This is a genomic window from Micromonospora sp. NPDC048905, from assembly GCF_040649655.1.
Lineage (GTDB): Bacteria > Actinomycetota > Actinomycetes > Mycobacteriales > Micromonosporaceae > Micromonospora.
Window position 1 is genome coordinate 210869 of the sequence record NZ_JBEZFV010000002.1, and the last position, 26837, is coordinate 237705.

The 26837-nt window shown below is 71.7% G+C and carries 24 protein-coding genes; 17 read left to right on the forward strand and 7 right to left on the reverse strand.

Features of this window, described 5'->3' with window-relative positions; genetic code table 11:
• Window position 1 precedes the first annotated feature (1 nt).
• Together AB0C01_RS05865 and AB0C01_RS05870 are read left to right on the forward strand one after the other, a co-directional pair.
• Window positions 2-277, forward strand: a complete 276-nt coding sequence (locus AB0C01_RS05865) for a hypothetical protein (protein ID WP_357239967.1) — start codon at window positions 2-4, stop codon at window positions 275-277.
• An 18-nt stretch (window positions 278-295) separates the two neighbouring features.
• Entirely contained in the window at window positions 296-1888 is a 1593-nt protein-coding gene (locus AB0C01_RS05870) for a serine hydrolase domain-containing protein (RefSeq protein WP_357570370.1), read from the forward strand.
• A gap of 34 nt (window positions 1889-1922) precedes the next feature.
• On the opposite strand, the gene AB0C01_RS05875 is transcribed toward AB0C01_RS05870, so the two are convergent.
• Window positions 1923-2873 carry a hypothetical protein gene (locus AB0C01_RS05875; RefSeq protein ID WP_357570371.1) on the reverse strand — a complete coding sequence of 317 codons (951 nt, stop codon included), beginning with the start codon at window positions 2871-2873 and terminating at the stop codon, window positions 1923-1925.
• Window positions 2874-3150: 277 nt separating this feature from the next.
• Between AB0C01_RS05875 and AB0C01_RS05880 the strand changes: the two genes are divergently transcribed.
• Window positions 3151-5328 carry a UvrD-helicase domain-containing protein gene (locus AB0C01_RS05880; protein ID WP_357570372.1) on the forward strand — a complete coding sequence of 726 codons (2178 nt, stop codon included), beginning with the start codon at window positions 3151-3153 and terminating at the stop codon, window positions 5326-5328.
• A 6-nt stretch (window positions 5329-5334) separates the two neighbouring features.
• On the opposite strand, the gene AB0C01_RS05885 is transcribed toward AB0C01_RS05880, so the two are convergent.
• Both AB0C01_RS05885 and AB0C01_RS05890 read right to left on the reverse strand, forming a co-directional pair.
• Window positions 5335-6000 carry a response regulator transcription factor gene (locus AB0C01_RS05885; protein ID WP_357239979.1) on the reverse strand — a complete coding sequence of 222 codons (666 nt, stop codon included), beginning with the start codon at window positions 5998-6000 and terminating at the stop codon, window positions 5335-5337.
• Window positions 5997-6845: a histidine kinase gene (locus AB0C01_RS05890; RefSeq protein WP_357239982.1), complete on the reverse strand. Its 849-nt coding sequence runs from the start codon at window positions 6843-6845 to the stop codon at window positions 5997-5999. The genes AB0C01_RS05885 and AB0C01_RS05890 overlap by 4 nt, the downstream gene beginning before the upstream one ends.
• 112 nt (window positions 6846-6957) lie before the next feature.
• On the opposite strand from AB0C01_RS05890, the gene AB0C01_RS05895 reads away from it, so the two are divergent.
• Genes AB0C01_RS05895 through AB0C01_RS05905 form a run of 3 tightly spaced genes read left to right on the forward strand, consistent with a single transcriptional unit; the run spans window position 6958 to window position 9052 of the window.
• Complete coding sequence (locus AB0C01_RS05895) at window positions 6958-7671, forward strand: ATP-binding cassette domain-containing protein (protein WP_357570373.1); 714 nt, start codon at window positions 6958-6960, stop codon at window positions 7669-7671.
• Entirely contained in the window at window positions 7668-8417 is a 750-nt protein-coding gene (locus tag AB0C01_RS05900) for a hypothetical protein (protein WP_357239988.1), read from the forward strand. The genes AB0C01_RS05895 and AB0C01_RS05900 overlap by 4 nt, the downstream gene beginning before the upstream one ends.
• Window positions 8414-9052, forward strand: coding sequence for a hypothetical protein (locus tag AB0C01_RS05905; RefSeq protein WP_357239990.1), 639 nt, complete (start codon window positions 8414-8416; stop codon window positions 9050-9052). Before AB0C01_RS05900 ends, AB0C01_RS05905 begins: the two co-directional genes overlap by 4 nt.
• 122 nt (window positions 9053-9174) lie before the next feature.
• On the opposite strand, the gene AB0C01_RS05910 is transcribed toward AB0C01_RS05905, so the two are convergent.
• Entirely contained in the window at window positions 9175-9771 is a 597-nt protein-coding gene (locus tag AB0C01_RS05910; protein WP_357570374.1) for an XRE family transcriptional regulator, read from the reverse strand.
• A 104-nt stretch (window positions 9772-9875) separates the two neighbouring features.
• Here AB0C01_RS05910 and AB0C01_RS05915 point away from each other — a divergent pair, with 104 nt between their 5' ends.
• The gene (locus AB0C01_RS05915; protein ID WP_357570375.1) at window positions 9876-10520 is read left to right on the forward strand and encodes a class I SAM-dependent methyltransferase; all 645 of its coding nucleotides are present in this window, start codon (window positions 9876-9878) and stop codon (window positions 10518-10520) included.
• A gap of 33 nt (window positions 10521-10553) precedes the next feature.
• Here AB0C01_RS05915 and AB0C01_RS05920 read toward each other — a convergent pair whose 3' ends face one another.
• Entirely contained in the window at window positions 10554-10820 is a 267-nt protein-coding gene (locus tag AB0C01_RS05920) for a hypothetical protein (protein ID WP_357570376.1), read from the reverse strand.
• Between the two features lie 116 nt (window positions 10821-10936).
• Here AB0C01_RS05920 and AB0C01_RS05925 point away from each other — a divergent pair, with 116 nt between their 5' ends.
• Together AB0C01_RS05925 and AB0C01_RS05930 are read left to right on the forward strand one after the other, a co-directional pair.
• The gene (locus tag AB0C01_RS05925; protein ID WP_357570377.1) at window positions 10937-11797 is read left to right on the forward strand and encodes an ATP-grasp domain-containing protein; all 861 of its coding nucleotides are present in this window, start codon (window positions 10937-10939) and stop codon (window positions 11795-11797) included.
• Between the two features lie 97 nt (window positions 11798-11894).
• Window positions 11895-13055, forward strand: coding sequence for a toprim domain-containing protein (locus AB0C01_RS05930; RefSeq protein WP_357570378.1), 1161 nt, complete (start codon window positions 11895-11897; stop codon window positions 13053-13055).
• A 24-nt stretch (window positions 13056-13079) separates the two neighbouring features.
• Here the strand turns inward: AB0C01_RS05930 and AB0C01_RS05935 are convergent, their stop codons facing one another.
• On the reverse strand, window positions 13080-13895 hold the full coding sequence (locus AB0C01_RS05935; RefSeq protein WP_357240007.1) for an NAD(P)-dependent oxidoreductase: 816 nt from the start codon (window positions 13893-13895) through the stop codon (window positions 13080-13082).
• Window positions 13896-14020: 125 nt separating this feature from the next.
• Here AB0C01_RS05935 and AB0C01_RS05940 point away from each other — a divergent pair, with 125 nt between their 5' ends.
• The 5 genes from AB0C01_RS05940 (at window position 14021) to AB0C01_RS05960 (ending at window position 17944) form a co-directional block, all read left to right on the forward strand.
• Window positions 14021-14431, forward strand: a complete 411-nt coding sequence (locus tag AB0C01_RS05940; protein ID WP_357570379.1) for a hypothetical protein — start codon at window positions 14021-14023, stop codon at window positions 14429-14431.
• A gap of 341 nt (window positions 14432-14772) precedes the next feature.
• Window positions 14773-15288 (forward strand): hypothetical protein, encoded by a 516-nt coding sequence (locus AB0C01_RS05945; RefSeq protein ID WP_357240013.1) that lies wholly within the window; start codon window positions 14773-14775, stop codon window positions 15286-15288.
• Window positions 15289-15338: 50 nt separating this feature from the next.
• A complete protein-coding gene (locus tag AB0C01_RS05950; RefSeq protein WP_357240016.1) occupies window positions 15339-15863 on the forward strand; it encodes a hypothetical protein in 525 nt (174 codons plus the stop codon).
• A gap of 9 nt (window positions 15864-15872) precedes the next feature.
• On the forward strand, window positions 15873-17087 hold the full coding sequence (locus AB0C01_RS05955) for an MAB_1171c family putative transporter (protein ID WP_357570380.1): 1215 nt from the start codon (window positions 15873-15875) through the stop codon (window positions 17085-17087).
• Window positions 17084-17944, forward strand: coding sequence for an oxygenase MpaB family protein (locus AB0C01_RS05960; protein ID WP_357240022.1), 861 nt, complete (start codon window positions 17084-17086; stop codon window positions 17942-17944). The genes AB0C01_RS05955 and AB0C01_RS05960 overlap by 4 nt, the downstream gene beginning before the upstream one ends.
• A gap of 52 nt (window positions 17945-17996) precedes the next feature.
• Here the strand turns inward: AB0C01_RS05960 and AB0C01_RS05965 are convergent, their stop codons facing one another.
• Entirely contained in the window at window positions 17997-20633 is a 2637-nt protein-coding gene (locus tag AB0C01_RS05965) for a tetratricopeptide repeat protein (RefSeq protein WP_357240025.1), read from the reverse strand.
• 410 nt (window positions 20634-21043) lie between these two features.
• Here AB0C01_RS05965 and AB0C01_RS05970 point away from each other — a divergent pair, with 410 nt between their 5' ends.
• The 3 genes from AB0C01_RS05970 to AB0C01_RS05980 are packed head-to-tail and all read left to right on the forward strand — an operon-like array spanning window position 21044 to window position 26837.
• Window positions 21044-22204: a ThiF family adenylyltransferase gene (locus AB0C01_RS05970; RefSeq protein WP_357240028.1), complete on the forward strand. Its 1161-nt coding sequence runs from the start codon at window positions 21044-21046 to the stop codon at window positions 22202-22204.
• A complete protein-coding gene (locus AB0C01_RS05975) occupies window positions 22201-23403 on the forward strand; it encodes a hypothetical protein (RefSeq protein ID WP_357240031.1) in 1203 nt (400 codons plus the stop codon). Before AB0C01_RS05970 ends, AB0C01_RS05975 begins: the two co-directional genes overlap by 4 nt.
• 35 nt (window positions 23404-23438) lie before the next feature.
• Entirely contained in the window at window positions 23439-26837 is a 3399-nt protein-coding gene (locus tag AB0C01_RS05980; RefSeq protein ID WP_357570381.1) for a S8 family serine peptidase, read from the forward strand.

Here is a 26837-nt window from a genome sequence, read left to right on the forward strand (position 1 = left end):
AATGACCCAGCTGATGGCGTCGGACATGGCGCAGACCTCCACCATCGCCTCGGCGGTGATCGTGGCGACGGTGATCGTCGTCGCCGGTCTCGTCGGGCTCGGCCTCTATCGCGCCCGTTACGCCGCGACGCGGGAGGAGGGTTACCGGCTGCTGGCCGAACGGAGCGCCGACGGAGGCCAGGCCGTGGCGGACGAACTCACGCGCGTGCGGGCAGAACTCGGCGAGGTCAGGCATCGGTTGTCCGCGCTGGAGAAGCTCCTGAGCCAGATCGGCTGACGCGGAAGGGCGTGCGACATGAGCGGATGGATCCGATTACGACGGCAGGCCGGGCGTCTGGTCGCGGTGGCCGGCTGCCTGACCGTGCTGGCCACGACGGCCGCGCCGGTCGCCGCCGACCCGTTGCTCAACCGCGTCGCACCCGGCGACGAGTTGGCCGCCGCCGAGGACTACCTGCGCGCCTACCAGGAGCAGACCAGGGCACCCGGGCTGGCGTACGCGGTGGTGCGCGGCGACACGGTCCTCCGCAGCGGCGCCTGGGGCGTCGACGGCGACGGCCGCCCGATGACCGCACAGACACCATTCCTGCTCGGTTCGACGAGCAAGTCGTTCACCGCACTCGCCGTGGCGCAACTGGTCGAGGCCGGCCGCGTCGACCTCGACACCCCGGCGGCCACGTACCTGCCCTGGCTGGCACTGGGTGACGCGCACACCGCGCGGACGGTCACCGTCCGCCAGCTGCTGACCCACACCAGCGGCCTACCGGAAGTCTGGAGCACCGGCCTGACCGACCGCTACGACAACCGACCTGGCGGCCTGACCCGGTCCGTGCGGGACCTGGCCACCCTGCGACCCACCGCCGCCGTCGGGCAGCGCCACGAGTACAGCGACGCCAACTACATGATTCTCGGCGCGCTCGTCGAGGACGTCACCGGCGACACCTTCGGCGCCTACCTGCGCCGCCACGTGCTCGACCCGCTCCAGATGACGCACTCCGCGGCCACCGTCGACGAGGCCCGCGCGGTCGGAATTCCGCCCGGGCACCGCTACTACCTCGGCCAACCACGGCGCTTCGCCGCGCCGTTCGACACCGCCGGAGTGCCGTACGGCTTCCTCGCCGCCAGCCTCGACGACCTGACCCACTACGCGATCGCGCAGCTCAACGGCGGCCGTTACGGCAACACTCGGATTCTCGGCGCCGACCGCACGACACAGATGCACACCGGCACCGTGTCCACAGGTCACGGCAGTTACGGGTTCGGCTGGAGGAACAGCACCCTCGACGGCGTCGGCACCCGCATCGTCTGGCACGCCGGCGCGACCCCGGACTACTTCGCCCACCTCGTGCTCGCACCCGAGTCGAACCTGGCCGTCATCATCATGACCAACATCTACGGTCTGCCGATGGATGCTCCGCTCAGCGCCGGAGCGTTCAATCTCGCCCGGATCCTGCACGGCGCCACGCCCACGGCCGCCGCCCCCGACCCGGTTCACCGCTGGGCGCTGACCGGCCTGCTCGGCGTCGCCGTGCTGCTGATCACCGTCCTGGCCTGGTCCTGGACCCGCCTCATCCGCCGACTCCGGCACGGCACCATCCCGCCGGCCCGCTCACGCGCCCGTTCCCTCATCGCCACCACCGCCTGGACCGGCGGTTCCGCCGCTGTGGCAGCCGGCGTCGCCTGGACGCTACCGTCCTTCTGGCAGGGCGCTGACCTTGCCAAACTCCAGCTGTGGGCACCCGACATCGGCCACGCCACCATCGCCGTGGTCGCCCTGGCGATCGCACTCGCCCTGACCCGTCTGGCCGTCGGTCTGTCCAGCATGGTTTCCTCCCGTCCGACGGCCAGCGACCCGACACGGAGTCCGCAGGCGGTCGTTCCGACCACCTGACGCGACGCATCCCACCGTCCGCCGCCAACGGCATTCAGCTCTGCTGGTAGTTCACGGCGGCGAACCCGCACGGTTGGTGCAGGTGCAGGTAGTAGGCGCCCTCGCCGTACTCGTCCAGGTCCGCGCCGCCAAGCAGACCCACGTAGTCCATCGGTTGGCGGCAACCGGGGCAGTCGGCGTGCTCGGCGTCCTGGATCCAGTCGGGGGCGCCGCCCAGCGTCGAACCGCCCCGACCCCACGCGCTGGCCTGGTAGGGACTCTCCCGCGCCGACCCCAGGACCGGCACCAGCGTCGGCAGGTCCTCCGGTTCGGTGGAACCGAGGTAGCTCGGGCGGGTGTTGCCGGGCCACCACTTGGTGGTGCCGGCCGGAGTGACCTGGCTGTACAGCGTCGCGTAGCCGACGCACCAATAGCAGGTCTCGATGACCAGCCGGCCGGACCAACCCGTGTGGGCCAGCGCGGCGCCGACGGCAGGTTCCGCGGTGTCGAGCTCCGCGGCCGTCCACAACGGCGACGCGCACCACGGACAGGTGGGGCCGTCCACGCGCCGCGGTGTCTCGCGCATGACCCACTGGTACGCGATGCCGCCGCACAGGTCCCGGCAGCTGCCGTCCGGCCCGACCGTCCAGCCGCCCTCCTCGGCGTACCTCAGTGCACTGACGTGCAGTTCCCCGGCGCCGGCCGGTGGTTGTGTCGTCCAGCGACGCAGGGCGCTCACGGCCAGCGGGTGAGCGGTGTGCGCCAGGATGACGAGAAGCTCGTTGAGGTCGTCCGGCGTCGTGCCGCCGTCGATCCGCTCGATGACCCGGCGGACCACGTCGACCTCCGCCGTCCGGTACAACGTCGCCGGCCACAGCACGTCACGATCGAGCAGGTCTCCGAGATGCGGAGTCAGCGTTCCCGGGTCCGCGTCCGCGATCGCGGACAACTCCTCGAGGGCGTCGTCATCCTCGACGGCCGCTTTCTCGATCAGCTCCTCGATCACGAGGGGATGGTAGTCACATCGATCAACCGGCGGGTGCCCCGGTTACCGCGTGACCAACGGGGCCATAGGAATGTCCGCGTTCAGATCAGATAAGGACCGAACTGTCAATAAGCGAATACGGATTGGAGGATGCCACCGGGGCCGCATTCGCAAGGCATTGAGATTTCCGTCTCTGGTGACAGGATTCCTGGCCGAGGATGAGAATGAGTTCTATGCTCGCCCGGGAATAGGCTGCGGGCTCATCCGCGGCCCGGGGCCACAAGCACAGGGATTGCGAATGCGCCAGGATTCTGCTCTGCACCACGGCACTGCTGGCGAAGGCGAAGGCACACCCGAGGGCGAATCACCAACTGCCACGGACGACGTCGCCCGGCGATCAGCGGTCGCTGAGGAACAGGCATTTCTCGACCTGGCCACGGCCCGGCGCGACGGCTTGGCCGACCACCTCCGGGTGGAGCTTTCGGCCGAAGCCTTGGACGCGGTGGAACAGGCCCGGCAGCGCATGCTCGGTCAGCGGTACGAAGAGCTGCGGCAAGCACGGGAAGGGCTGGTCTTCGGCCGCCTCGACGGCCTCGACGGCACCGTGCGACACGTCGGCCGCATCGGTCTTCGCGACGACGGCGAGGACGATGAGCCCCTGCTGGTGGACTGGCGTGCGGCCGCGGCGCGACCCTTCTACACCGCGACGGCCGTCGACCCGCAGGGCCAGGCCCGGCGCCGGCACATCCGCACGAGCGGATCGACGGTCGTCGGGGTCGACGACGAGCCACTGGACGGGACCCTGTCGGCGGAACTCGTCGGTGAGGGCGCTCTCCTGGCCGCCCTTGACCAGCGACGCACCGGCCGCATGTCGACGGCGATCGCCACGTTGCAACGCGAACAGGACGACATCATCCGGGCCGAGGCGACCGGTCCGCTGATCGTTCAGGGCGGGCCCGGCACCGGCAAGACCGTGGTCGCCCTGCACCGGGTCGCCTACCTGTTGTTCGCCCGCCGGACAATTGCCGACCAGGCGGTCCTGGTCCTCGGCCCCTCGCCACGGTTCCTCGAGTACATCGCCCAGGTGCTGCCCGCGCTCGGTGAGACCGCCGTCGTCTCGGCGACCTGCGACACCCTGTTGCCGGGGATCCAGGTGGGCCGTGACGAGAGCCGACAGCTCGCCGAGATCAAGGGCCGCGCCCTCTGGCAGTCCACGTTGGAAAGCTACGTCACGTCGCTGCTCCCCCGGCCCCGTGAGCTGAAGCTGCGCTGGCAGGGCGAGTTCTACGCCATTCCCGCCGAGACGGTGGCGCAGGCGCTCGCCTCGGCCGTGCAGGGCCGGCCGTACCATCGCGCCCGCGCGGTCTTCGCCGAGCAGCTGCACCACCTCCTCGCCGACGCCGTCGTCGAGCAGCGCGAGACGCTGATGGACGAGATGGAGGAGGGCTTCGAGGACATCCTCGCCCGCGTCGATCGGGGCATGGCGCGCGAGCACCACTCCGGCCGGGCCTCCACCGGCAGTGACGTCGACGGCGTGTTCTCCGAGGAGGAGGTCGAGGATCTTCGTTCACGGATCGCCGGAAGCGCCAGCATCGCCCGGTTCGTCGAGGCCTGGTGGCCCACCCTCGACCCCGAAACCCTGCTGGGCACCCTTCTGACCGACCGCACCCTGCTGGCCCGGTTCGCCCCGCAGCTGTCCCCGGCGGAGATCACCGCCGTCTCGGCCGAGCCGACCCCGTGGGCACCGAGCGACATCGCCCTGCTCGACGCCCTCGCCGACCTGCTGGGCGAGGTCGCAGCCCCGCAACCACAGGGCGAGTTCGTCGCCGAGCGCGCCCGCCGACAGCGCGGCTGGGTGTACGGCCACGTCGTCATCGACGAGGCGCAGGAGCTGTCCGAGATGCAGTGGCAGATGGTCGTGCGACGCTGTCCCAGTCGCTCCATCACCGCGGTCGGTGACATCGACCAGGCGGAGGCGGCGCACCGGCACCGCAGCTGGGCGGAAGCGGTACAGGCTGTTTTCGGAGACCGGTGGACCGCCGCGACACTGACCATCTGCTACCGGACCCCGCGGGAGGTCATGGATCTCACCGGGCCGGTCCTGACGAAAGCTGGCAGCCACAACGCGCCGCCGCGGGCGGTACGCTCCTCCGGCATCGCCCCCTGGGAGCTCACCACCACCCCCGCCGAGCTTGCCGACACGGCCGTCGAGGCGGTGCGGGAGCTTCGGCAACGGTGGCGTGGCGGCACGGTCGGCGTCATCGCCCCCGCCGACCGCGTCAACGAACTCCTGGCCGTGCTGAACGACGTGCCGGTGCTCACCGCGACCCAGGCCAAGGGTCTGGAGTGGGACGCGACGCTCCTCGTCGATCCCCAGGGCATCGCCGCCGAACCGCGCGGCTGGAACGGCCTCTACGTCGCGCTCACCCGGTGCACCCAGGAACTCGGACAGGTGATCCTCGCGCCGCCGACGTAGCTCGATTCAGCGGCGTGGCCGCACCAGGCCCGCGTCGAACGCCGCGATCACGAGCTGCGCCCGATCCCGTACGGCCAGCTTCGCCATCAGGTGCGTGATGTGCGTCTTCACCGTCTTCACCGAGATGACCAGCGCGGTGGCGATCTCGTCGTTCGACAGGCCGCCACCGATCAACGTCAGCACCTCCACCTCACGGCCGGTCAACCGCCGCAGCGCCGGCGTCGGTCGATCAGGTCGGGGCGCCGTGACGTAGTGCGCGACGAGCCGGGTGAGGATCGACGGCGCGAACAGCGACTCGCCGCGGTGCGTACGACGGATCGCCTCGATCAGCTCGTCGGGGCGGGCGTCCTTGAGCAGGAAACCGGACGCTCCCGCGTGCAACGCCTCGTAGACGTACTCGTCGAGCTCGAACATGCTCAGGACCAGGACGCGGGCGGTGGACAGAGCGGGGTCGGCACAGATGCGCCGGGTGGCCGTGAGGCCGTCCAGGTGCGGCATCCGAACGTCCATCAGGACGACGTCGGGGCGGGTGGTACGGGCGCACGCCACGGCCCGCGCGCCGTCACCTGCCTCGCCCACGACGGCCAGGTCGGGCTCGTTGTTGATGATCATGGCGAGGCTGTGGCGCAGCAGCGCCTGGTCGTCCACCAGCAGCACCCGGATGTCGCTCACGCCGCTTCGTCCCGGATCCGCGCGGTCAGGCGGAAACCCCCGTCGACGCGCTCCGCCGACAGGGTGCCGCCGAGACTAGCGACCCGCTCCCGTAACCCGGCCAGCCCGTGTCCGGCGCCCGGCGAGGCCCGCCAACCGTCGAGTGACGGGCCGGTGTCCGCCACCGTGACCACCACGTGGGTCCCGTCCCGGTACACCCGTACCCGCGCGTCCGTCGGCCCCGCGTGCCGCGCGGCGTTGCTGAGCGCCTCCCGCACGGTCTTGCAGACAGCGACCTGGACGCCCTGCGACACCGGGCCGAGCGGCTCGACCGTCAGCCGCGCCCGGACCCCGGCCAGCGACGCCCCGTGCACGATGCCGGGCAGGTCGTCGAGGTTGTCCACCGGCGCACGGAGGCTGGCGGCGGACGGCTCCCGCAGGACGGTGAGCATGCGGCGTAGCTCGGCGGTGGCGTGCCGGCTCGCGTCCTCGATGTCGGTGAGTGCCACCTGCACCTCGGTCGGCTTGGGTAGGTGCCGGGTGGCCGCCGCGCGGACCGTGATGAGACCCAGTCCGTGCGAGACGATGTCGTGCAGGTCGCGGGCGATCCGCAACCGCTCGGCGAGCACCGCCTCGGAGGCGGCCCAGGCGGTCAACCGCGACTCGTAGGCGGTGCGGTCGGCGCGGGACCGCCGCACCGCCCAAATCGCGGCCGCGACAGCGCCGCCGACGATCAACGACGGCAGTACGACAGCGAGCGGACCCTGCGTGCCAACCGTGCACATGGCCATCACCAGCACGCTGACCACCGCGGCGACCACCGGTACGGTCCTGGTCCGCCCGGAGGGGCGCGGGTGGACGTTCACCTCCCCGACTGTAGTTCTCAGACCAGGGTCTGACGGTCCGTGGACCGACCGGGCCGGCGGGATCCGAGGACGGTCCGATGTGTGCGGGCCTGAGCACCTGTTGACTCGACCCATGATCACGATTGATCGCCTCAGTAAGACCAAGAACGGGACGCGGATCCTGCACGACGTCACCTTCGAGGCCCGACCCGGCCGGGTCACCGGCTTCCTCGGGCCGAACGGAGCCGGCAAGACGTCGACGCTGCGGATCCTGCTCGGCCTGGACAGGCCGCAGAGCGGGACCGCGCTGATCCGCGGACGCCCGTACCGGACACTGGACCGCCCGCTGACGACTGTCGGTGCCCTCCTCGACGGCAGTGGCGCGCACCGGGCTCGCACGGCCCGTGCCCACCTGCGCTGGGTGGCCGCCAGCAACGGCCTCCCGGACTCCCGCGCCGACGAGGTGCTTGAGACCGTGGGCCTGACCGGCGACGCGCGCAAGCGGGCCGGCCGCTTCTCCCTCGGCATGAGCCGCCGGCTCGGGCTCGCCACCGCGCTGCTCGGTGACCCGGAGGTGCTGGTCCTGGACGAGCCGGTCAACGGGCTCGACCCGGCCGGGATCCGCTGGATGCGCGGATTCCTGCGCGACAGCGCCGCACAGGGCCGCACCGTCCTGCTGTCCAGCCACCTGATGGGCGAGTTGGCGGAGACCGCCGACGACGTCGTCGTGATCGACAAGGGTCGGATCGTGACGCACGGCAGACTCGCCGACGTCACCGGCGGTCACCGCACCCTGGAAGACGCCTTCTTCGCGCTGACCGCCACCGAGGCGGGTGGCCCGTGGTGAACCTGGTCCGCGCCGAACTCCGCAAGCTGCTCGGCCTGCCCACCGCCTGGGTCGGTCTGGTGCTGGGCACACTTGTCGCACCGGTGGTCGTCCTGCTGAACGCGCCGTACACCCGCCGCGCGATCGCCGCCGGCACGCTCACCGACACATCCGACCTGGGCCTGCGCGACCTGGGTATCGGCCTCATCGGTCCGATGGTCCTCGGCGTCATCGTGGTGAGCAGCGAATACACGTCCACCAGTCGGGACGCCCCCGGTGCCCGCCAGCTCACCGCCACGCTCGCCGCGGTCCCCCACCGGCTGCGGCTGCTCGCGGCGAAGACTGTCGCGCTGGTGCTCGTCGTCGCGACACAGGCAGCTGTCACGACCGCCGCCACCCTCACCCTCACCCAGGCGCTGCACGGCGAACATGTGCCGATACCCGCTCCGGCGCGAGTCGCCGCCGCGATCCTCTACTGGACGCTCACCGCGCTCCTCGCGTACGCGATCACGCTGATCACCCGCAACGGCATCGTGCCGCTGACCCTGCTGATCATCAACAGCTCCGTCGTGTCCGTGTCGTACCTGCTGACAAAGGTCACCGACCTCGCCTCCTACCTGCCGGACATCGTCGGAGCGCAGATGTTCATCCGCGGGTCGGACTTCCCCGTCGAGGTTCCTCCGGTGACCGCCGGTCTGGTGATGACGGCCTGGATCGCCGCGTTGCTCGCGGTCGGCGCCGTCCTGTTCCAGCGGCGCGACGCGTGAACACCGTCCGCGCCGAACTGCGGAAACTGCTGACCCTGCCGTCGTTGCGGCGGACCGCGCTGCTGACCTGGGCCGCCACCGTCCTGCTGACGTACGCGTACGCGTCCGCCGAGTCCTCCGGCGGGAAGCTCGGCGACGCCGCCCTGGCCCCACTCGGCTACACCCAGGCCGGTTTCCTGGTGCTCGGCCTGCTGGCCGCCACGTCCGAGTACCAGGAGGGCGACCAGATCCGGACCACGCTGCTCGCGATGCCCCGCCGTCTGCCACTACAGGCGGCGAAAGCCCTCGCGCTGGCTGCTCTGACGCTCCCGGTGGCCACCGCGACGGCGGCCACCAGTTCCCTGCCGGCCGGGGAGGCGGCCCGGATACCCGCCGCGGCCGCGTACCTGACGCTCACCACACTGCTGGCGGCGGCAGTCGCCACCGTCGTCCGCCGTGCCGTGCCCGCCGCGATAGCGCTGCTCGGTCTGTACTTCGTCGCCGGCCCGCTGCTGCGGGCCGGATCCCCCGCCAGCGCCGCCTACCTGCCGGACACGGCCGCCCTCGACCCGCCGCACGGCGCCGCCGCCACGATCGTATGGACGGTCTCCGCTCTCACGCTGGCCGCGCTGACGTTCCGTCGCCGCGACGCGTGACACCCCGGTCGTCCGCCGCGTGACGTGGCGTGAACCGGACCCCGGCATCGCGGTGTTCGCCCTCGCCCGGAGCCCACCAGCCCCGCCGCGCTGGTTGCCGGCGGACGCCGGCGGACGCGTCGCTAACTGGATTCGTGCCGCTGGGGGGCGGCGCGGACGTGTGCGCGCTCACCCTGTTTGCCGACGAGGCTGAGGAACTCCACGGGTCCTGAGCTGGTGGCGCCGAACCAGTGCGGGGTGCGGGTGTCGAACTCGGCGGCCTCGCCCGGTTCGAGGATGAGGTCGTGCTCGCCGAGCACGAGTCGAAGTCGGCCGTTGAGGACGAACGCCCAGTCGTAGCCCTCGTGGGTGCGCAGGTCGGGTTCGGCGTCGTCGCGCCCGGCGGGGAGGACGAACTTGTAGGCCTGGATGCCTCCGGGCCGGCGGGTCAGCGGCAGGATCGTGGAGCCGTCGCTCGTGGGCAGCGGACGCATGTTGATGCGTGGGTCGCCGGTCGGCGGCGCGTCGACGAGTTCGTCCAGGGTGACGCCGTACGCGCGGGCCAGGGGCAGCAACTGTTCGAGGGTGGGACGCCGGAGGCCGGCCTCGAGCCGGGAGAGGGTGCTTGTCGAGATGCCGGTCTCCGCGGCGAGGTCGGTCAGCGTGATGTCGCGGCGCTGCCGCAGCTGCTTGAGCCGCGGCCCGACGGCGTCGAGGGTGCGGTCCGTTGACTCGTCCATGGCCCCAGTTTGCCATTTGGCAAAAAGTTTTGCGGATCCGTCCGCTCCTGGTCACTGTTGAGCGGCTGCGGCCACGCCGGCCACACCACCAAGGGAGACGCGCGATGACGCACTCGTTCGACAAGGAGTACTGGGACCAGATCTGGGACGGCGATCGTGCCACCGCCATGGCCACCAGCCCACCCAATCCGCACCTGGTGCGGGAGGTCAGCGACCTTCCGCCCGGAACGGCCCTCGACGTGGGCTGCGGCGGCGGGGCCGAGGCCATCTGGCTCGCCACCGAAGGCTGGCAGGTCACCGCGGCGGACATCGCCACCGCAGCACTCTCCCGCGCGGCCGAGCGCGCCGCCGCCAGCGGCGTCGCCGCCCGGGTGCGCTGGGTCGAGGCGGACCTGTCCAGGTGGCAGCCGGACACACGGTACGACCTGGTGACCACCCACTACGCGCATCCCGCGATACCGCAGTTGGACTTCTACGACCGCATCGCGTCCTGGGTCGCCCCCGCCGGCACCCTGCTCATCGTCGGCCACCTCCACCACCAGGATCACGCCTCCGGCGCTGGGCATGGGCACGATGAATCCGAGCCGCCCGCCTCGGCCTCGGTGACCGCCGCCGACATCACCGCGCGCCTCGACCCGCTCGTCTGGGAGGTCGTGACGGCTCGGGAGTCACACCGGGCCATGCCGGGGCACGGCGGCCACGCAGTCTCGATCCACGACGTCGTCGTGCGGGCCAGCCGCCGTTCCTGACTGCCCAGGACTCGGCCGATGGACTCCTGACATCTACCGTTGGGGTGGGAGACGTGTTCGTCTGGTGGAGATGGCCATGATTTCGGCAACGGCTTCGCGCCAGTGCATCGCCTCGCGGTCCGTGCCGAGATGGAGGTGCTCGGCGCAGAACCAGTAGGCGTTTTCCGGGTGGCCGACCCAACTTGCGGCCGCGCGGGCCGCCAACCCTGCTTCCTCCTGAGCGTTCACGGCGAAGTACACCACAGTGAATTCGGTCGCGCTGCCGGTCGATTCACAGACCAGGCAGTTCGGGGGCATCATCCGGCAATTGTGCCCCAGAGCGCGTGTGGTTTGTGGGTCGGTCGGGGGGTGCCACGCAGTGATGCCGATCGAATATCGGGTGTCGTTCATTGTGGTGGCTGCGGCAGGATGCCCGGATGATGTTGCTGGTCCCCGCGCACCCCCTCCGGCCGCGCCGGCCCGACGACCACTTCGCGCCCGAGGCGCACGCGGCTCGCGCCGCCGGGATCGACGTCGCGGTGGTCGACCACGACGCGGTGGCCCGCGACGATGCGCAGGCCGCGGTCACGGCCGTGCCCGCCGGCGGCGTCGCCGTCTACCGCGGGTGGATGCTCCACAGCGACAGGTACGCGGGCTTCGCCGACGCCCTCACCGCCCGGGACGTGACCCTGCGCACCAGCGCGGAGCAGTACCGCCGCGCCCACGAACTTCCCGGCTGGTACGACGGCCTCGCCGCGGTCACCCCCACCTCCACCTGGACGACAGGCGCGGAGCGGACCGCCTTCGACCAGGCCCGGACCAGGCTCGGTGGCGGCGCCGCCGTGCTGCGCGACTACACGAAGTCGATGAAACACCACTGGCACGAGGCAGCGTTCATCCCCGACCTCACCGACCCCGAGGCCGCCTGGCAGGTCGCCACCCGATTCCGGGAACTCCGCGCTGACGACTTCACCGGCGGCTTCGTCCTGCGCGCCTTCGAGCGCCTCACCACCGCCGAGGCACGCACCTGGTGGATCGGGGGCGCCTGCGTACTCGTCGGCGCTCACCCCGACACCCCCGACGACCTCCCACCCACCGGCCTGGACCTCACCACGCTCACTCCCCTGGTCGCCGCCCTCGACCTGCCGTTCGTCACCATCGACCTCGCCCGTCGCGACGACGGCGTCTGGCGGGTGATCGAACTTGGCGACGGCCAGGTCAGCGACCGACCGACGAGCATCAGCGCCGACGACTTCGTCACCGCGCTCTGGGCCGGCGGGGTGCCCCAGCGGCAGTAGACCGCGCTCGCCGTGACCTCGTCGCGCGGGAGGCCTCGCACAGCGGTCGTGGCGAGCGAGGACCGGTTGACGCTAGCGTGGATGCCGGAGGTGGGCCATGGGTGCTCCTCAATCCCATCATCCCCCGGTACCCGGCAGCGGTCCCGAGTTCGCGCGGCTGCTGGCGGCCGTCGAGGCCGCGGTGACGTACTACCGCGCCCAACTGAGACAGACCGACGGCCCGCGCGCCTATCTCGCCCAACGCGGCCTCGGTGTCCTCGTGCGACGGGAGTGGCCGTGGCGGGTCGGATACGCCCCACCCGAGTGGAGTTCGCTGACCGACCACCTGCTCACCGCCGGCTTCACGGCGAAGGAGTTGGTCAGTGCTGGCCTGGCACAGCGCACCCGGTCCGACCCGAACCGGCTGATCGACGTCTTCCGCGACCGGATCATGTTCCCCGTGCGGAATCCCGCCGGGCAGGCCGTGGCGTTCCTCGGCCGATGCCGCCCTGCTTCGGTGGTGCGCGTACCCAAGTACATCAACAGCCCTCGGACCGCGATCTACGACAAGGGCCACCTGCTGTTCGGCATCGCCGAGCAGCAGGAGCGTCTCAGCGCGCGATGGACACCGGTCCTGGTCGAAGGGCCGGCCGACGTCCTCGCGGTGTGGCTGTCCTACTCCCGGTCGGGGGCCTCGGGGGCGGTCGCCCTCGCGCCCTGCGGCACCACACTGACCGACGACCAGGCCGCGACACTGCGGAATCTGCCCGGCGCCGCGCAGGGCATCGTGGCGGCTTTCGACGCGGACCAAGCGGGCTCCCGCGCCGTGGACCGGGCCTGGCGCCTGCTGCGGCAGCGGCCCCTGCCCGGCCCGCTGCTGGTGGCCGAGTTCGCCGCCGGCGCCGACCCGGCCGACCTGCTCCGCCGGCCGAACGGCAGGGCTCAGCTGCGGGCCGCCCTGCGGCGGCGGGCCCGGCCCATGCTGGACGCGGTGCTCGACCACCGCCTCACCCGACTCGTCGAGCGCCATCCCCGCCTGCTGGAGGACGTCGACGGCCGGTGCGCGGCCGTCCGCGTCCTGGTGCCGCTGCTGTTTCAGGCCGCCAGCCCGGATGACGCGATCCGGCTCGCCCGACGCATCGTCGCCCTGACCGGGGCCGGTGTCGACACCGTCGCGATCGCCGCGGTCGCGCACCTGGAGGACGCGTTGCAGGATCTCGACCCGTTCACCGAGGCCAGGGCGAAACAGGCGCGGCCGGAGAGCACGGACGGTTGGTGACCTGTCGGCCGAACCGGCCCAGCTTCACGACGGCTGATCGTACGCACCCGTGGCAGGGGACGACGCGACGTGGCGGAGGGAGTATTCGGCGCTGGTGTAGGCACCGCCCTGAAAGGCGGCCACGTCGATCGGCGCATCCGAACCGGGCACCTGATCGGCGAAACTCTCCGCGTTGTCCACCGGCAGATAGCCAAGCCGCGCTCCGGCGGTGGTGTCCCAGAACCCGCGGGTGTTGGCGGAAACGGCGTAGGCGGTCGCGAAGTGGACGTCGGGCGCGGTGATGGCCGCGCGAATGAAGCCACAGCCGTCGCGTGGGCTCAACCAGGTGGCCAGATACCGGGTCTCGGCCGGCTCGTCCTCGAAACTGCCGATGCGCAGGCAAACCACCGAAACCCCGAACTTGTCGGCGTACAGGCGTCCGAGCGCTTCCACGGCGACCTTGCTCACCCCGTAGAACCCGTCCGGCCGAACCGGCGCGTCCGGTGCGACGACCTGCCCGACCCGGTAGAACCCGGTGACACGGTTGCTGCTGGCCAGCACCACTCGCCCGACCTCTTGCCGGCGGGCCGCCTCCAGAACGTGGTAGGCGCCCAACACGTTGCTGTCCAGCAGGTCGGCCAGGGGCGCCTCATCCGGGAGCCCGGCCAGATGCACCACGGCGTCCGCCCCCGCCAGGGCCGCGACGACAGCGTCCAGGTCCGCCAGATCCAGTTGAAGCGCCCGCTCTGTCGGTGCTAGTGGATGCACCGCAACCCGGTCGACCAGCACGAGTTCGCGAACATCGCCACGTAGCTGTTGGCGGACCGCGGAGCCGATCCGACCTGCCGCACCCGTGACCACGACCGTGCCCAGCTGTGAACTCATGACCCACATCCTGATGGCACCCTCCGACAACCCGACGCCCCGGCTGGGCCGGCCATCGACTCGGGCCGCCTCGCCCGGCGCGGACGTAGGAGGATGTCGCGGTGGCCGATGAGCAACGCGTCTTCCTCAATCCGCCGCCGTCGACACCGGCCGAGGTGTACGCCGCGTTCGACCGTGGTGATCTGCCCGCCGCGCTGGCCGCCATGGTCGGCACCGCGCTGTACGGCGACGGAGACTGGCGGGAGGCGCAGGAGCTGCATCTTCGGCTGCTCGAACACGAGGATCACGAGGCCAGCGCCCTCGCCGCTACGTGTCTCGGGCATCTCGCGAGGGTCTATCGTCGACTGGACGAACGCCGGGTGGTCGCCGCCCTGCGCCGAGCGCTCGCACTGCCCCACATCAGTGGCACCGCCGAGGATGCCCTGGAGGACATCGGGATGTTCCTCCACCCGCGCCGGACCCGGTGGCGCCGACGGGCTCGGACCGCGATCCGTCCCTGGAGTTGGATCTGACGCCACGGCAGCAGGATGAGCTGGCCGGCGTCCGGGGGTGCGGGTGCCGGTGGCGTCCGCCCCTCCGCCACCGGCGAGCCGCGTCAGCAGTGCTGCAGGAGGAGTCCCCCCGTCCTGCTCCTCGCGGAGCTGACCCCTCCCACGGCTCCTCCCCGTTCGGCTGGCGGACCTCGGGTTCGCCCGCCACGCAACGGGTGTTGAGCATTTTGGCTGAGCGCTCAACACGCGTTGCTCCAAACAGGAGCGAGCATACGCTCACGTTCCGTGCACGTGTCAACATCTGTTTTGTAACGGCATGCATCTGCGACACTGTCGTTTCGGTGCCTGGAGGGTGAAGAATCATGGCCGACGATCGACACGCAGAGCGGGAGTTGCCGCCCCTCGACACGCTGGCCGCGAGGCTCGAATACCTGTTCGACGAGATCCGCCCCACCCGGGATGAGCTCAGTGACTCCGACGAGCCCGGTCGCAAATACACCAACAAAGAGATCGCCGACAGGATCAACGACGCCGCGGCCGAGACGGGCGTCACGATCAGCGCCGCCTACATCGGAGAGTTGCGGCGCGGTGTGGCACGTGATCCCCGCACCTCGCACGTGCGCGCCCTGGCCGCCGCCTTCGGCGTGAACTCGGGCTACTTCGTCGACGACGCGGCGGCCCGGCGGATACAGGACCAGATCACGCTCCTCAACGAGCTGCGTCGGATGGACGTCAAGCAGGTGGCGCTGCGCCAGGTGCTCGCCGACAACGGGCTCTCCGCGACCGACACCCAGCTCATCGAGCAGATGGTGGTGCGCCTGCGGGCCGTGGCCGAGAATGCTGCCGCAAACGGATCCGCGCCCGGCGAGCGCAGATAGTGGTGCACATCCTTCGGTGGGAGTACGTCGACGAGCAGGGGAACGCTGACGTGAAGTTGTACCGATTGCGCAAGCGCTGCGAGCGGATCGTCGCCGAGCTCGAGGTGCCGGAGCCATTCGACATCCAGACACTGTGCGACGCGCTCGGCGAACGCCGCGGCCGGCCCATCCACCTGGTGCCGATCAAGCTGCCGGCGCAGACGGTGTGCGGAATGTGCGTCCCGACCGGCGACTTCGACGCCATCTTCTTCGAGCAGGACACCTCGCCGCTGCACCAACAGCTGATCATCGGCCACGAGCTGGGTCACCTGCTCGCCGGTCACCAGGCGACCGAGGTACTGGACGCGAACGCGTCCCGACTGTTGCTGCCGGATCTCGACCCGCAGCTGGTCCAGCGCAGCCTCGGCCGCAGCAACTACGCCGCGGCCGAGGAACGCGAGGCGGAGATGATCGGCTCGGTGCTCCTGCGGCGGCTCCGTGGCGGGCGCGGCGACGTGGACGACGAGCCGCTGGACAGCCAGGACGCCGAGCTGTACGGCCGGTTGCGGCACTCACTCGAGCACCCGCACTGGTAGGGCACGACGATGGACACCGCCCTGTACACCGTGTGCGCCGTGGCCGGCTGGATCGCCGTCGGCTACATGGTGCGACTCCAGCGCCGGCACCCGAGCCGTGCCCGCCGTGCGATCTGTGTGGGCCTCGGGGCGTTCGCCGCCGGGATCACCGCCGCCATCCCACCGATCGCGACCGCGATTGATCAGGCGTCCGGCCTGCCCAACCTGGCCAAGGTCATCTCTCACGGTTGCGCGCTGACCATTTCCGCCAATGCCGAGATCATGCTCCTGCACCTCGCGCTCCCCCCGACGAAGGCCGCCGCCCGGGCCCGCGTGTGGGTGTGGGTCACCGGGCTCGCGTTCCTCGTCATGGCCGGCCTCTTCGCCTACACCCTCGGCTACGACGACCCGGTGCTCCTGACCGTCGAGTACGCGACCGACCCCGTCGTGACCGCCTACCTGCTGATCTTCCTGATGCTCGGCTTCTTCGCCTACTGCTTCGACATCACCCGGCTGTGCTGGGGCTTCGCGAAGATCTGCGGTCGACCCTGGCTGCGGCGCGGCCTGCGCATCACCGCGGTGGGGGCGGCCTTCGCGCTGCTCTACAGCACCAACAAGATCGTGTACCTCATCGCCTACTGGGCCGGCTACCAACCCACCGGCGAGCGGCAGATCGCCGCAGTCCTGGTGACCATCGGCGCGCTGCTCATCACGATCGGCCTCACCATGCCGGCATGGGGACCCACCCTGCGGATCACGCGACGGTGGGAGGACTTCCGCTCCTACCGGCGGCTGGAACCGCTCTGGCGGGACCTCATCGCGGCCCTGCCCGAACTGGAACTCGACAGCGCCCTACGCCGGCCCCTCACGGCGGTGCGCGACATCGACTACGCGCTGACCCGCCGGGTGGCCGAGATCCGCGACGGCCGCCTGGCGCTGCGCCCGTACAGCGACGTCGGTGTGACGGCGCTGGCGGAGCAGTTCGCCGAGCAGGCCGGACTGACCACGCGGGAGCGGCAGGCGGCCGTCGAGGCGACACACCTGGCCTGCGCGCTGCGTCGGCACGGCTCAGGTCTCGTGGCCGCCACTCCGCACCCCGCGGACGAGTTGCACCGCCCCGACGATGGTTACGCCGGCGAGGTGGCCTGGCTGACGCTCGTCACCGACGCCTACGCCCACTCGCCGGTGGTGGCGCAGACGCTCGCCGCGACCGACAAGCTCACCACTGGAGACGCCCACCGATGAGAGGCCGCTACGCGAACCTGACCCATACCCGTGCTCTGGACCCGGAGCGCGACTACCTGGACATCTACCAGACCATGCTGCGTCTCGAGTTTCCGTGGGACCTGAAGCTCGGGCTCAACCTGGCCTTCAACAGGTCCTTCTCCATCCCCGCCATGGCCGCCGTGCACACGACCACCGGTGAGCTGACCGAACGCACCCAGAAGCGGATCGACGACACCGGCCTGCTGATGTACGAGATGGTGCTCAACGGGTTCGAGCAGCCTCGGGGTCGGGACGCGTTGCGGCGCGTCAACCAGATCCACCGCCCGTACGACATCAGCAACGACGACTTTCGCTACGTCCTGGGTTGCCTCGTGGTGGTTCCGACCCGGTGGTTGCAGGCGTACGGCTGGCGCCCGCCCTGCTGCCACGAGCGGCAGGCCACGTACCTGTTCTACCGGGAGCTGGGTCGGCGGATGGGGATCACGGACATCCCCGGGTCGTACGACGAGTTCGAGACCTGGTTCGACGCCCACGACGCGACTCACCTCCAGCCCAACGACGACGCGGCGGTCATCGAGCGGGCCACCCGGATGCTGATGCTCACCCGGATCCCCCGGCCGCTCGCACCGCTGGGAAACGCGCTGGTCAGTGCGATGTACGATGCGCCGCTCCGCCGCGCGATGCGGGTTGACGCGCCACCGTGGGCGGTCCGGGCTGGCCTGCACGTCGCGTTGAAGACGCGCGCGAGGGCGCAGCGGTGGTTCGGAGCGCCCCGGACGACGGCGTTGTTCGCCGACGGGATCACCACCAAGAGCTACCCCGACGGGTACGAGATCAGCCAGCTCGGTCCGCGGCCCGACGGCGTACCCGATTGACGCCCGCCGCGGCGGTGGCCGGTCGTTCACCTCGCCGGCCACGCCGCGGTGATCAACGGCAGCTCACGGTGCTCACCAGGAGCTGTCCCGTCAGGTCCGGGCTCCCGTGCCCGACGCCCTCGCTGTCGGGGGAGGTGAGGTGGGCACGAATCTCTTCGGCCTCGGGCATGTCGAGGTCGGTGTAGAGGGTGAGCGCCCGCTGGAAGTGGTCACGGGCGGAGGTGGGAGCCCCGAGAGCGCGGTGGACGTGACCGAGGCCGGCGTGGGTACGGGCATGCTCGTGATACGCGCCGATCTCGACGACGATCACGTGTGCCGCGCTGTGGTGGGCGAGGGCGTCGGCGGCGTTGCCCGTGACGCGAGCCGCCTCGGCGATCCCGTTGAGCGCGCTGGCCTCCCCGTACCGTTCGCCGGTCTCGCGGAAGATGTCCAGCGACTGCTGGTGATGGCAGCTGGTCTGGCCGAGACGGGTGTGCAGCGTGCCGAGGCTGTTCAGCGTCCACGCCGCACCCGTGTGATTGCCGAGCTGGCGGTACATGGCCAGGGCCCGCTCCAGATGGATCCCGGCGGCCCGGTGCCGACCCAGCCGGATCTCGATGTCGCCGAGGGTGTTCAGTGTCCAGGCTTCGCCGGTACGGCCGCCGAGTCGCTGGAACAGGATCAGGGACCGTTGCACGTGCTCGGCGGCCAGCCCGTACCGACCCAGTTGCGCTTCGACCTCACCGAGGTTGTTCAGCGCGTGTGCCTCCCCGGCGTGGTGGCCGGCCTGCCGGAACAGGGCCAGGGCCTGACGGTAGCTGGCAGCGGCGGACCGGTTGCGGCCGAGCTGCGACTCGATCACACCGACGTTGACAAGCGCGCGGGCTTCACCGACCTGGTCGCCGACCCGTCGAAACAGGCTCCGGCCCTGCTGGAGGTGCTCGGTGGCCGGCCCGTACCGGCCGAGTTGCGCGTAGGTGGCGCCGAGGCTGGTCGAGGCGTGGGCCTGTCCGGCTGAGTCACCGGCACGGCGGGCGGCGGTACGCGCGTGCTCGTGGATGGCCAGGGCGTCAGTGGGATACCCACCGTGCAGGTACTGGAACAGACTGGCCGACAGTCGGGTGGTGTGGGCTGGCCAGCCGTGGGCGGCGGTGTGCGCGGCGACGGCGACCAGAGCCGGGCGTTCGGTGTCCAGCCAGCCGCGGGCGGTGTCCGAGTCGAGCGGCGCCGCGAACGGCGCGCCACCGGATGACGCCTCGCGGTGCGCCCCGGCCGGGTACAGGACGTCCATGGCCGCGGCGGCGGTGGCCACGTAGTAGTCGAACAGGCGGGTCAGGGCGGCCCGCCGTTCGGGTGGTGGGTCCTCGTCACCGCACCGGCTGGCGGCGTACGCGCGAACGAGGTCGTGCAGGGCGTACCGGCCGGGGGCGACCTGTTGCAGCAGGTGGTCCCGGTGGAGGTGGCGCAGGTGGACCTCCGCGTCGGACGGGCGGACGCCGGTGAGGGCGGCGACGGCCCGGGCGTCGAAATCATCCCCGGGGTGTGCCGCCACGAGACGCAGCAGCCGTCGCCGCTCGGTGGGCAACTCCCGGTAGGAGAGGTCGAACGCGAGCTCCACGCTGACGTCGAGACGCCGCTGGTGGTGACGCTCGTCGAGCCGGTCGGCGTGATCGGTGAGGGTCCAGCCGGAGGTGCTTCTGAGGTGCGCGTTGACCAGCCCGAGCGCAAGGGGGAGGTGGCCGCACCGCTGCGCGATCCGGGCCACCGCGTTCGGGTCGGGACCGCCGGGCAGGGGCGGGCCACCCCCGGCGAGCAGCGCGGCCGACTCGTCCGCAGTGAACAGGCCCACGGTGAGCAGCGTGGCGTGTGGTAGTTCGCTGAGGTCGCGTCGGCTGGTGATCAGCACCGGACAGCCCGGGATGCCGGGCAGCAGCGGGCGGGCCTGTTCGGCGTCGCCGGCGTTGTCCAGCACCACCAGAGTGCGGGTGCCGACCAGGAGGCGGCGGTAGGCGGCAACCCGGGCAGGCAGGTCGTACGGGATCTGCTGGCCGGCGACGCCGAGCAGGCGCAGGAAGCCCTCCAGGACCGAGGCCGGATCGGCCGGCGGTTGACCGGGGTCGGGGTGGAATCCGCGCAGGTTGACGAAGAGGATCCGGTCGAACGGTTTCCGCCGGTGCAGGGCATGCGCGGCGTGGATGGCGAGTTGGGTCTTGCCGACGCCCGCCATGCCCTGGATCGCCAGCACGACCGGCCCGCCGTCCAGGTCGCCCCTGCGCAGCTCCCGCCGGAGCCGGTTCAGCGCGGCGGTACGACCGACGAAGCCGACGAGGTCCTGCGGCAGGTTGTCCTGCACCCGTACCTGCGCTGCCGCCCGGGCCTCCCCGCCGACGACTCGAAGCGCCTGCCGCCACTGCGCCACGTACCCGACGTCCGGATGCAGCGCTTCGACAACGGCGATCACCAGATCGGTGTTGAGCCGCCTTCGCCCGCCCTTGAAGCAGTCGGCGACGGTCGTCCTGCGGGCCAGCACACCACCGGTCCGGCCGGTGGCCTTCCCGGCCGCGTTGATCCGAGTCTTGATCGTGTCGTAGGACGGGTCACCAGCCCAGACCTTCAACATCCGTAGTCGTTGGGCCACCTCGTCCAGTGAGTCGGCAGGTCCGGGATCCGGCGGAGCCACACCGCCTCCACTCGACAGCGACTCGGTCACGGCGGCTCCTGGACGGTCCTGATCTCGGGCTTGTGCTCCTACTAGACCCCTGCGGTCCGGCAGCGTCACCTGATCTGTCCTTGATCCGCCGAGGGAACCGGAGCCACCCGTGGTGGCCGTCCGGGATCGTCCGGGATTTCCCCACGGCCCGGCGGCCCGCCAGAGACTTCACCGAGGTGCTGGTCCGGGCACCGGCGGACTCCGCCGGTCACGGCCGGGCCGGTCGGAGAACCCGGGAGGGAGGTGTCGCCATGAAGATCCAGATCCGTCGTCTCGAGAAGATCGAGACCACTGTCATCTGCGCTTGCAGCCCCTGCACGGACTGCTGACCCGAGTGTCCTGGTCACCGCCCGTCCGGGCGGTGACCAGGACCGCCACGACGACCTGAGCACCCGAAGGAGTGAGTACGGATGAGGCGACCCCGAATCAAGAGCGTGTTCCCACCCATCCCGCTGGGCGACGGCCGCATCCGCATCGGCGGCGGCGACTACGGCATCGCCTCGGAGATGGTCGACGACGAGCGCGGCAACACCTGGCACCTGTTGAACCTGCTGGACGGCACCCGGACCCGGCAGGAACTGGCGGAGGCGATGGCGGAGCACGATCCGGGCATCACCGCCGTCGACGTCGACGACTCCGTCGACGCGCTGATCGGCATGGGCTTCGTGGAGGACGCCGCCGTGCCCCCGCCGGCCCGGCTGCCCGCCGTGGAACGCGAGCGGTATCGGCGCAACCTGGAGTTCTTCTCCTACTTCCACAAGCCGCCGCTGACCGCGGCCGACTTCCAGCTCCGCCTGCGCGACGCCCGGGTCACGGTGCTCGGGATCGGCGGCCTCGGGTCGTACGTGGCCATGAGCCTGGCCGCCATCGGGGTCGGCGACATCCTGCTCGTCGACGACGACGACGTGGAACTGATGAACCTCAACCGCCAGGTGCTCTACACCGACGCCGACGTCGGACAGCCCAAGGTGACCGCCGCCGTCCGCCGGCTGGCCGAGATCAACCCGCACGTCAACATCAGCGCGCGCAACGCGCGGGTCGACGGGGTGGAGGCCGCCCGCGCCGCCATGACCGGCCGAGACCTGGTGATCTGCGCCGCGGACCGGCCCCGACTCACGCTCTACCAGTGGCTGAACGAGGCTGCCCTGCGGGAGGGCACCGCGTGGATGCGCGGTTCCAACGACGGGCTCACGGTCAGCCTCTTCCTGCACGTGCCCCACCAGACCGCCTGCTTCCAGTGCGTCGAGCAGGACGCCGCGGCCAACCATCCGGAGTACACGCCGATGGCCGAGTACGTGGTCGGGGTGATCGGCGACCGGACCATCAATCCGTGCAACGCGCCGATGGCCGGGATGATCGGCAACCTGGCCGCCCTGGAGGCCGTCAAGTACCTCACCGGCATGGCGGAACCGGTCATCGTCGGCCGGAAGCTCGTCGTCGACGTGCACCGGATGGAGACGCAGTTCGCCGAGGGCACGCTGCTCGACGACTGCGCCGCCTGCGGCCCGGATGGTCGGGTCCCCCGCCCCGGCGACCTGCGGGCCACCGTCGCGTCCGGGTCCGCGACGTGACCAGCGCGCTCACCGACACCGCGGTCGTCCGGCTGTATCCGCTGCACATCGGCGAGAGCGAGGACGGTGTGTGCGAGGTCGGCCGGGTCGACACCGGTGACTTCGTCGAGCTGCCGGCCGAGGGCGTCGACCTCGTCCGGTGGCTCGGCGCGGGACTACCGCTCGGCGAGGTCCGTCGGCGGTTCGCCGACCGGTACGGCACCGAGCCGGACCTCGCCGACTTCCTCGACGGCATCGCGTCCTGCGGCTTCCTGCGCGTGGACGCCACGACGGGTGAAGCAGGCGCGCCGGCGACCGGCGCGACCGCGGACCGCCGGGGAATAGCGGTGCTGGCGAACCTGCCGCCGCACCGGGTGTCCTGGCTGCTCGCGCCGCCGATGCGGCTGCTCTACGTCGGCGGTTGGCTGACCGTGCCGGTGCTGCTGGTGCTCGTACCCTCGCTGCGGCCCACCCCGGCCGACGCGTTCCTGCTGGACGGGGTGCTGGCCAACGCCCTGGTCGTCGCGATGGTGGCCTGGATGCTGGTGCTGCTGCACGAGTTGGCGCACGCGGCCACCGTGCGGGCGCTGGGCGTCACCGGACGGCTCTCCATCAGCCGAAGGCTGTGGTTCCTGGTGGCGCAGACCGAGATGTCAGCCGTCCGGTCCGTGCCCCGGCGGCGCCGTTACGCCCCGTACCTGGCCGGGCTGACCTGGGACCTGCTGCTCATGTCGGTCTGCCTGGTGCTGCAACTCGCAGGGATGCACGAGCGGCTGGTGCGCGGCGTCGTCTACACGCTCACGCTGTCGGTGGTCTACCAGTTTCTGGTGTTCATGCGCACCGACATCTACTACGTGCTGGGCAACTGGCTGCGGCTGGGCGACCTGATGGGTGACACCCGGCGGTGGCTGGCCAACCAGCTGCGGCGGCTGGTCGGCCGCGACCCCGGACACGACCTCGGTGGTGTGCCGTCCCGGGAACTGCGGATCATCCGCTGGTACGCGCCGTTCTACCTGCTGGGCTCGCTCGCCGTGACCGCAGCGCTGCTGGCCCTCACGGCGCCCGCCATGGTCACGATGGTCCGGCTGGCCGTCGATGGGATCGACGCCCCGGTCGACGGGCTCGCCTTCTGGAACGGCGTCGGCTTCCTCGCGCTCGTCGCCCTGCAACTCGCCACCTTCGGCTGGGTCCTCGTCACCGAACGTCGAACCGCCGCCTGATCGGCTCGTCCACCGCAGCCCACCACCACCAGCACGTGAGGACGCCCACCGTGCCACTGACCGCCCCGCACCGACTGCTGGCCGCCCTCCTGACGCCGACCCTGGCCACCGGACCGGTAGCCGCCATGACCCCACCGGCCGTGGTCGACGCCGGACCGGTCCGGGCCGTCATCGTCGTCCTCGCCGACCAGCACGACACGGCTCCCGGGCGACTGTTCGCCGACCGGGCCGCCCGGATCACCGCCGACCAGCAGCCGATGCTCACCGACCTGCGCCGCGTCGGGGCCACCCGGGTGGCGCCCTTCCGCCTGGTGAACGCCATCGCCACGACCCTGCCGGAGCGGGCCGTCGCGGAGCTGGCGACCCGACCCGGGGTGCGGGCCGTCCTGCCCGACGCCCCGCTGCGACTGCGCCAACCGGTCGCCCCGACCCGGCCCGCGCCACCGGCTGGCGGGGCCGCGGCGGGTGCTCGCGGCTGTGCCGGCCCGGATGGGCCGCCGCTGACCGAACCGGAGGGGCTGGCGTTGACGCGTACCGTCGGCTCGCCCGGCGCCCACGACCTGGCCGACGGGTCCGGGGTGCGGGTCGGCGTGCTCGGCGGGGCGATCGACCCGGCGGCGGCCGAGTTCGTCCGCGACGGGCGATCGGTCGTGGCCGGCTACGCCGACTTCACCGGCGACGGCCTGGACACCCCCTCGTACATCCTGGAATCCTTCGGCGACGCGAGCGTCGTGGCGGCCCAGGGCGTCGGCGTCTACGACGCCGGGCGGTACGCGCATCCGGCGCACCGCCCCGACGGACCGTGCCCGATGCGGATCCTCGGCGTCGCACCGGCCGCCACCGTGCACGTCGCCAAGGTGTTCAGCAACGTCGCGGCGCCCACGTCGGTTGTCCTGCAGGGCATCGAGTGGGCGGTGCTGCACGAACGTGTCGACGTGCTGAACGAGTCGTTGGTGGGCTACGGCTATCCGGACACGGCCGCCAACGCCCTGCGGCTGGCCAACGACGCCGCCGTCGCGGCGGGAGTGACAGTGGTGGTGGCAACCGGGGATGCCGGGCCGGACGACACCCTGGGTTCGCCGGCCAGCGACCCGGACGTCATCGCCGTCGGCGCGAGCACCCAGCTGCGCGCCTACGGCCAGCTCGGGTACGGCGGGTCGCCGCTCGGCGACGGCGGCCACCGGTCCGACTCGGTGTCCGCGTTGAGCTCCGGCGGCACGGCGCAGGAGGAACCCCGCACCGTCGACCTCGTGGCGCCCGGCGACACCGGGTGGGCTGCCTGCTCGACCGACACCGCGCGCTACCAGAGCTGTGTCTCCTTCTTCGACGGCGGCACCCCCAGCCCGTTCTTCCTGTTCGGCGGCACCAGCGCGGCAGCGCCGTTCGTGGCCGGGGCGGCGGCGCTGGTGATCCAGACGGTCCGCCGGCACACCGGCGGCACCCCGACCCCCGAGCAGGTCAAACGCATCCTCATGAGCTCGGCGACCGACCTGCGGCAGCCGGCCGGTCAGCAGGGTGCCGGGCGGGTGGACACCCTCGCCGCGGTGCGGCTGGCCGCCGCCCTGGCCGACCACCGGGAGTCCGCCGCCCGGCCCGCCGACGCCTCTGCCGGAGCCGCCGGTCGGCCGGCCCCAGGGGCCGTCGCGGGGCTGCTCGTCGCCACGTCGACGGCGAGCGTCACCGGCGCGCCAGGGCAGGCCACGCCGGTCGCCGTGCACCTCACCAATCCGGGCGGGCGCGCCCGTCGCGTCACCGTCGGCCTGCGCTCCACCGCGCCGGCCCGCAGCCTCGCCGCCGGCCAGGTGACGCCGGCCGCGGGGGCGGGGACGGCCTTCGTCGACTCCGACGGCGTACCGGCGAACGCCCGCCGGGTGCCGGTCACCGTGCCCGGCGGGACCGACCAGATCCAGGCCGCGGTGGCCTGGGACCCCCGAGGGCACACCGCGCCGGTCGCGGTGAGCGTCTTCGACCCTGCCGGCCGGCTCGCCGGTTACTCACTGCCGCTGGGCAATGGGGGGTACGGGCGGGTGACGGTGGCCCGGCCGCAGCCGGGCCCCTGGACCGTGGCGATCTGGACCCGTGACGACGGGACACCGCCGGTGGGTGCGGTTCGGTACGACGTCACCGCGCTGCGGCTGACCACGCGCGGCGGTCCCTCGGTCGTCGTGCCGCCCGGCGGTACGCGGACCGCCTGGCTGCCGGTCCGCCTGCCACCCACGGCCGGTGACTCGTCGGCAGCCGTGACCGTCGTCGCCGGCGCGACGGGTTACGCGGCGCTTCCGTTGGGACTGCGGGCGCTGGTGCCGACCGGTCCATCCGGTGGCAGCTTCGGCGGCACCTTCTCCGGGGGCAACGGCGCCCTCGCCGGGTGGGCGCTGCTCGGGCAGCGGCGCAGCTTCCAGTTCGACGTACCGGCCGGGAAGCCGGCGCTGGCCGTGTCGGTGCACGCCGGCGACGACCCGGGGCTGGAGGTGTGGGGCCTGCTCGTCGACCCGACCGGAATGCCGCTCGCGGCCAGCAGCTCACGCTCCGCCGGAGCCACGGCGTCGCCCCGGTTGGACCTGGTCCGGCGTGCCCCGCAGCCAGGTCGATGGACCGTGCTGCTGGTGCTCACCGCACCGACCGCCACGGTCCGGACCAGCCAGCCGTTCCGCGGCCGGGTGGGATTCGCCCCGGCCTCGGTGGTGGCCAGCGGCGTGCCGGCGGGAGCCACTCTGCCGGCGGGTCGACCGGCCGAGGCCACCCTCACCATCACCAACACCGGTACGGCACCGGCGTCGTACCTCGTGGACGCCCGGTTGGACGCCATGGGCGAGGTGCCGTTGCGGCCGGTGGCGTCCGCCACGTATCAGACACCGGTGTCCGCCGTCGACGTCTACCCTCGCTTCGCGGTGCCGACCGGCACGACCCGGCTGCGGATGTCGGCCGACTCGACGGTGCCGCACGTGCTGGACACGCAGCCGTACGGCGAGAACGGCTACTACGTCGGTGACCCGGACCTGGCCGGAACCGCCGGCCGGCGCTCGGAGGTGCTCGTCTCGTCGCCGGAGGTGTCGGCCACGACCTGGATCTGCAACGCCAACCGGGCCGGGCCGTTCGGCGGTGCACCCCAGCCGCCGGCCCGGGTGGACTGCGCGGCGACCGCCCTGACCCGACTCTTCGACGGGCGGATCACCTCGTCCACCGGCAGTCACTGGCGGCGAGTGGTCGAAGGGTCGACCGAGCCCACCACGCCGCTCACGCTGGCGCCGGGGCAGAGCGGCCGGGTCACCGTGTTCTTCAGCGCGGACGAACCCGTGGGAGACCTGGTCACCGGGTCGTTGACGGTGACCACCCTGGACGCCCGTACCGGGTTCGGCACGGAGGTGGCCGCGGTGCCCTACGCCTACTGGGTGCGTGGTGGTGCAGTCGACCATGGAGCCGGAAGGGCGTAG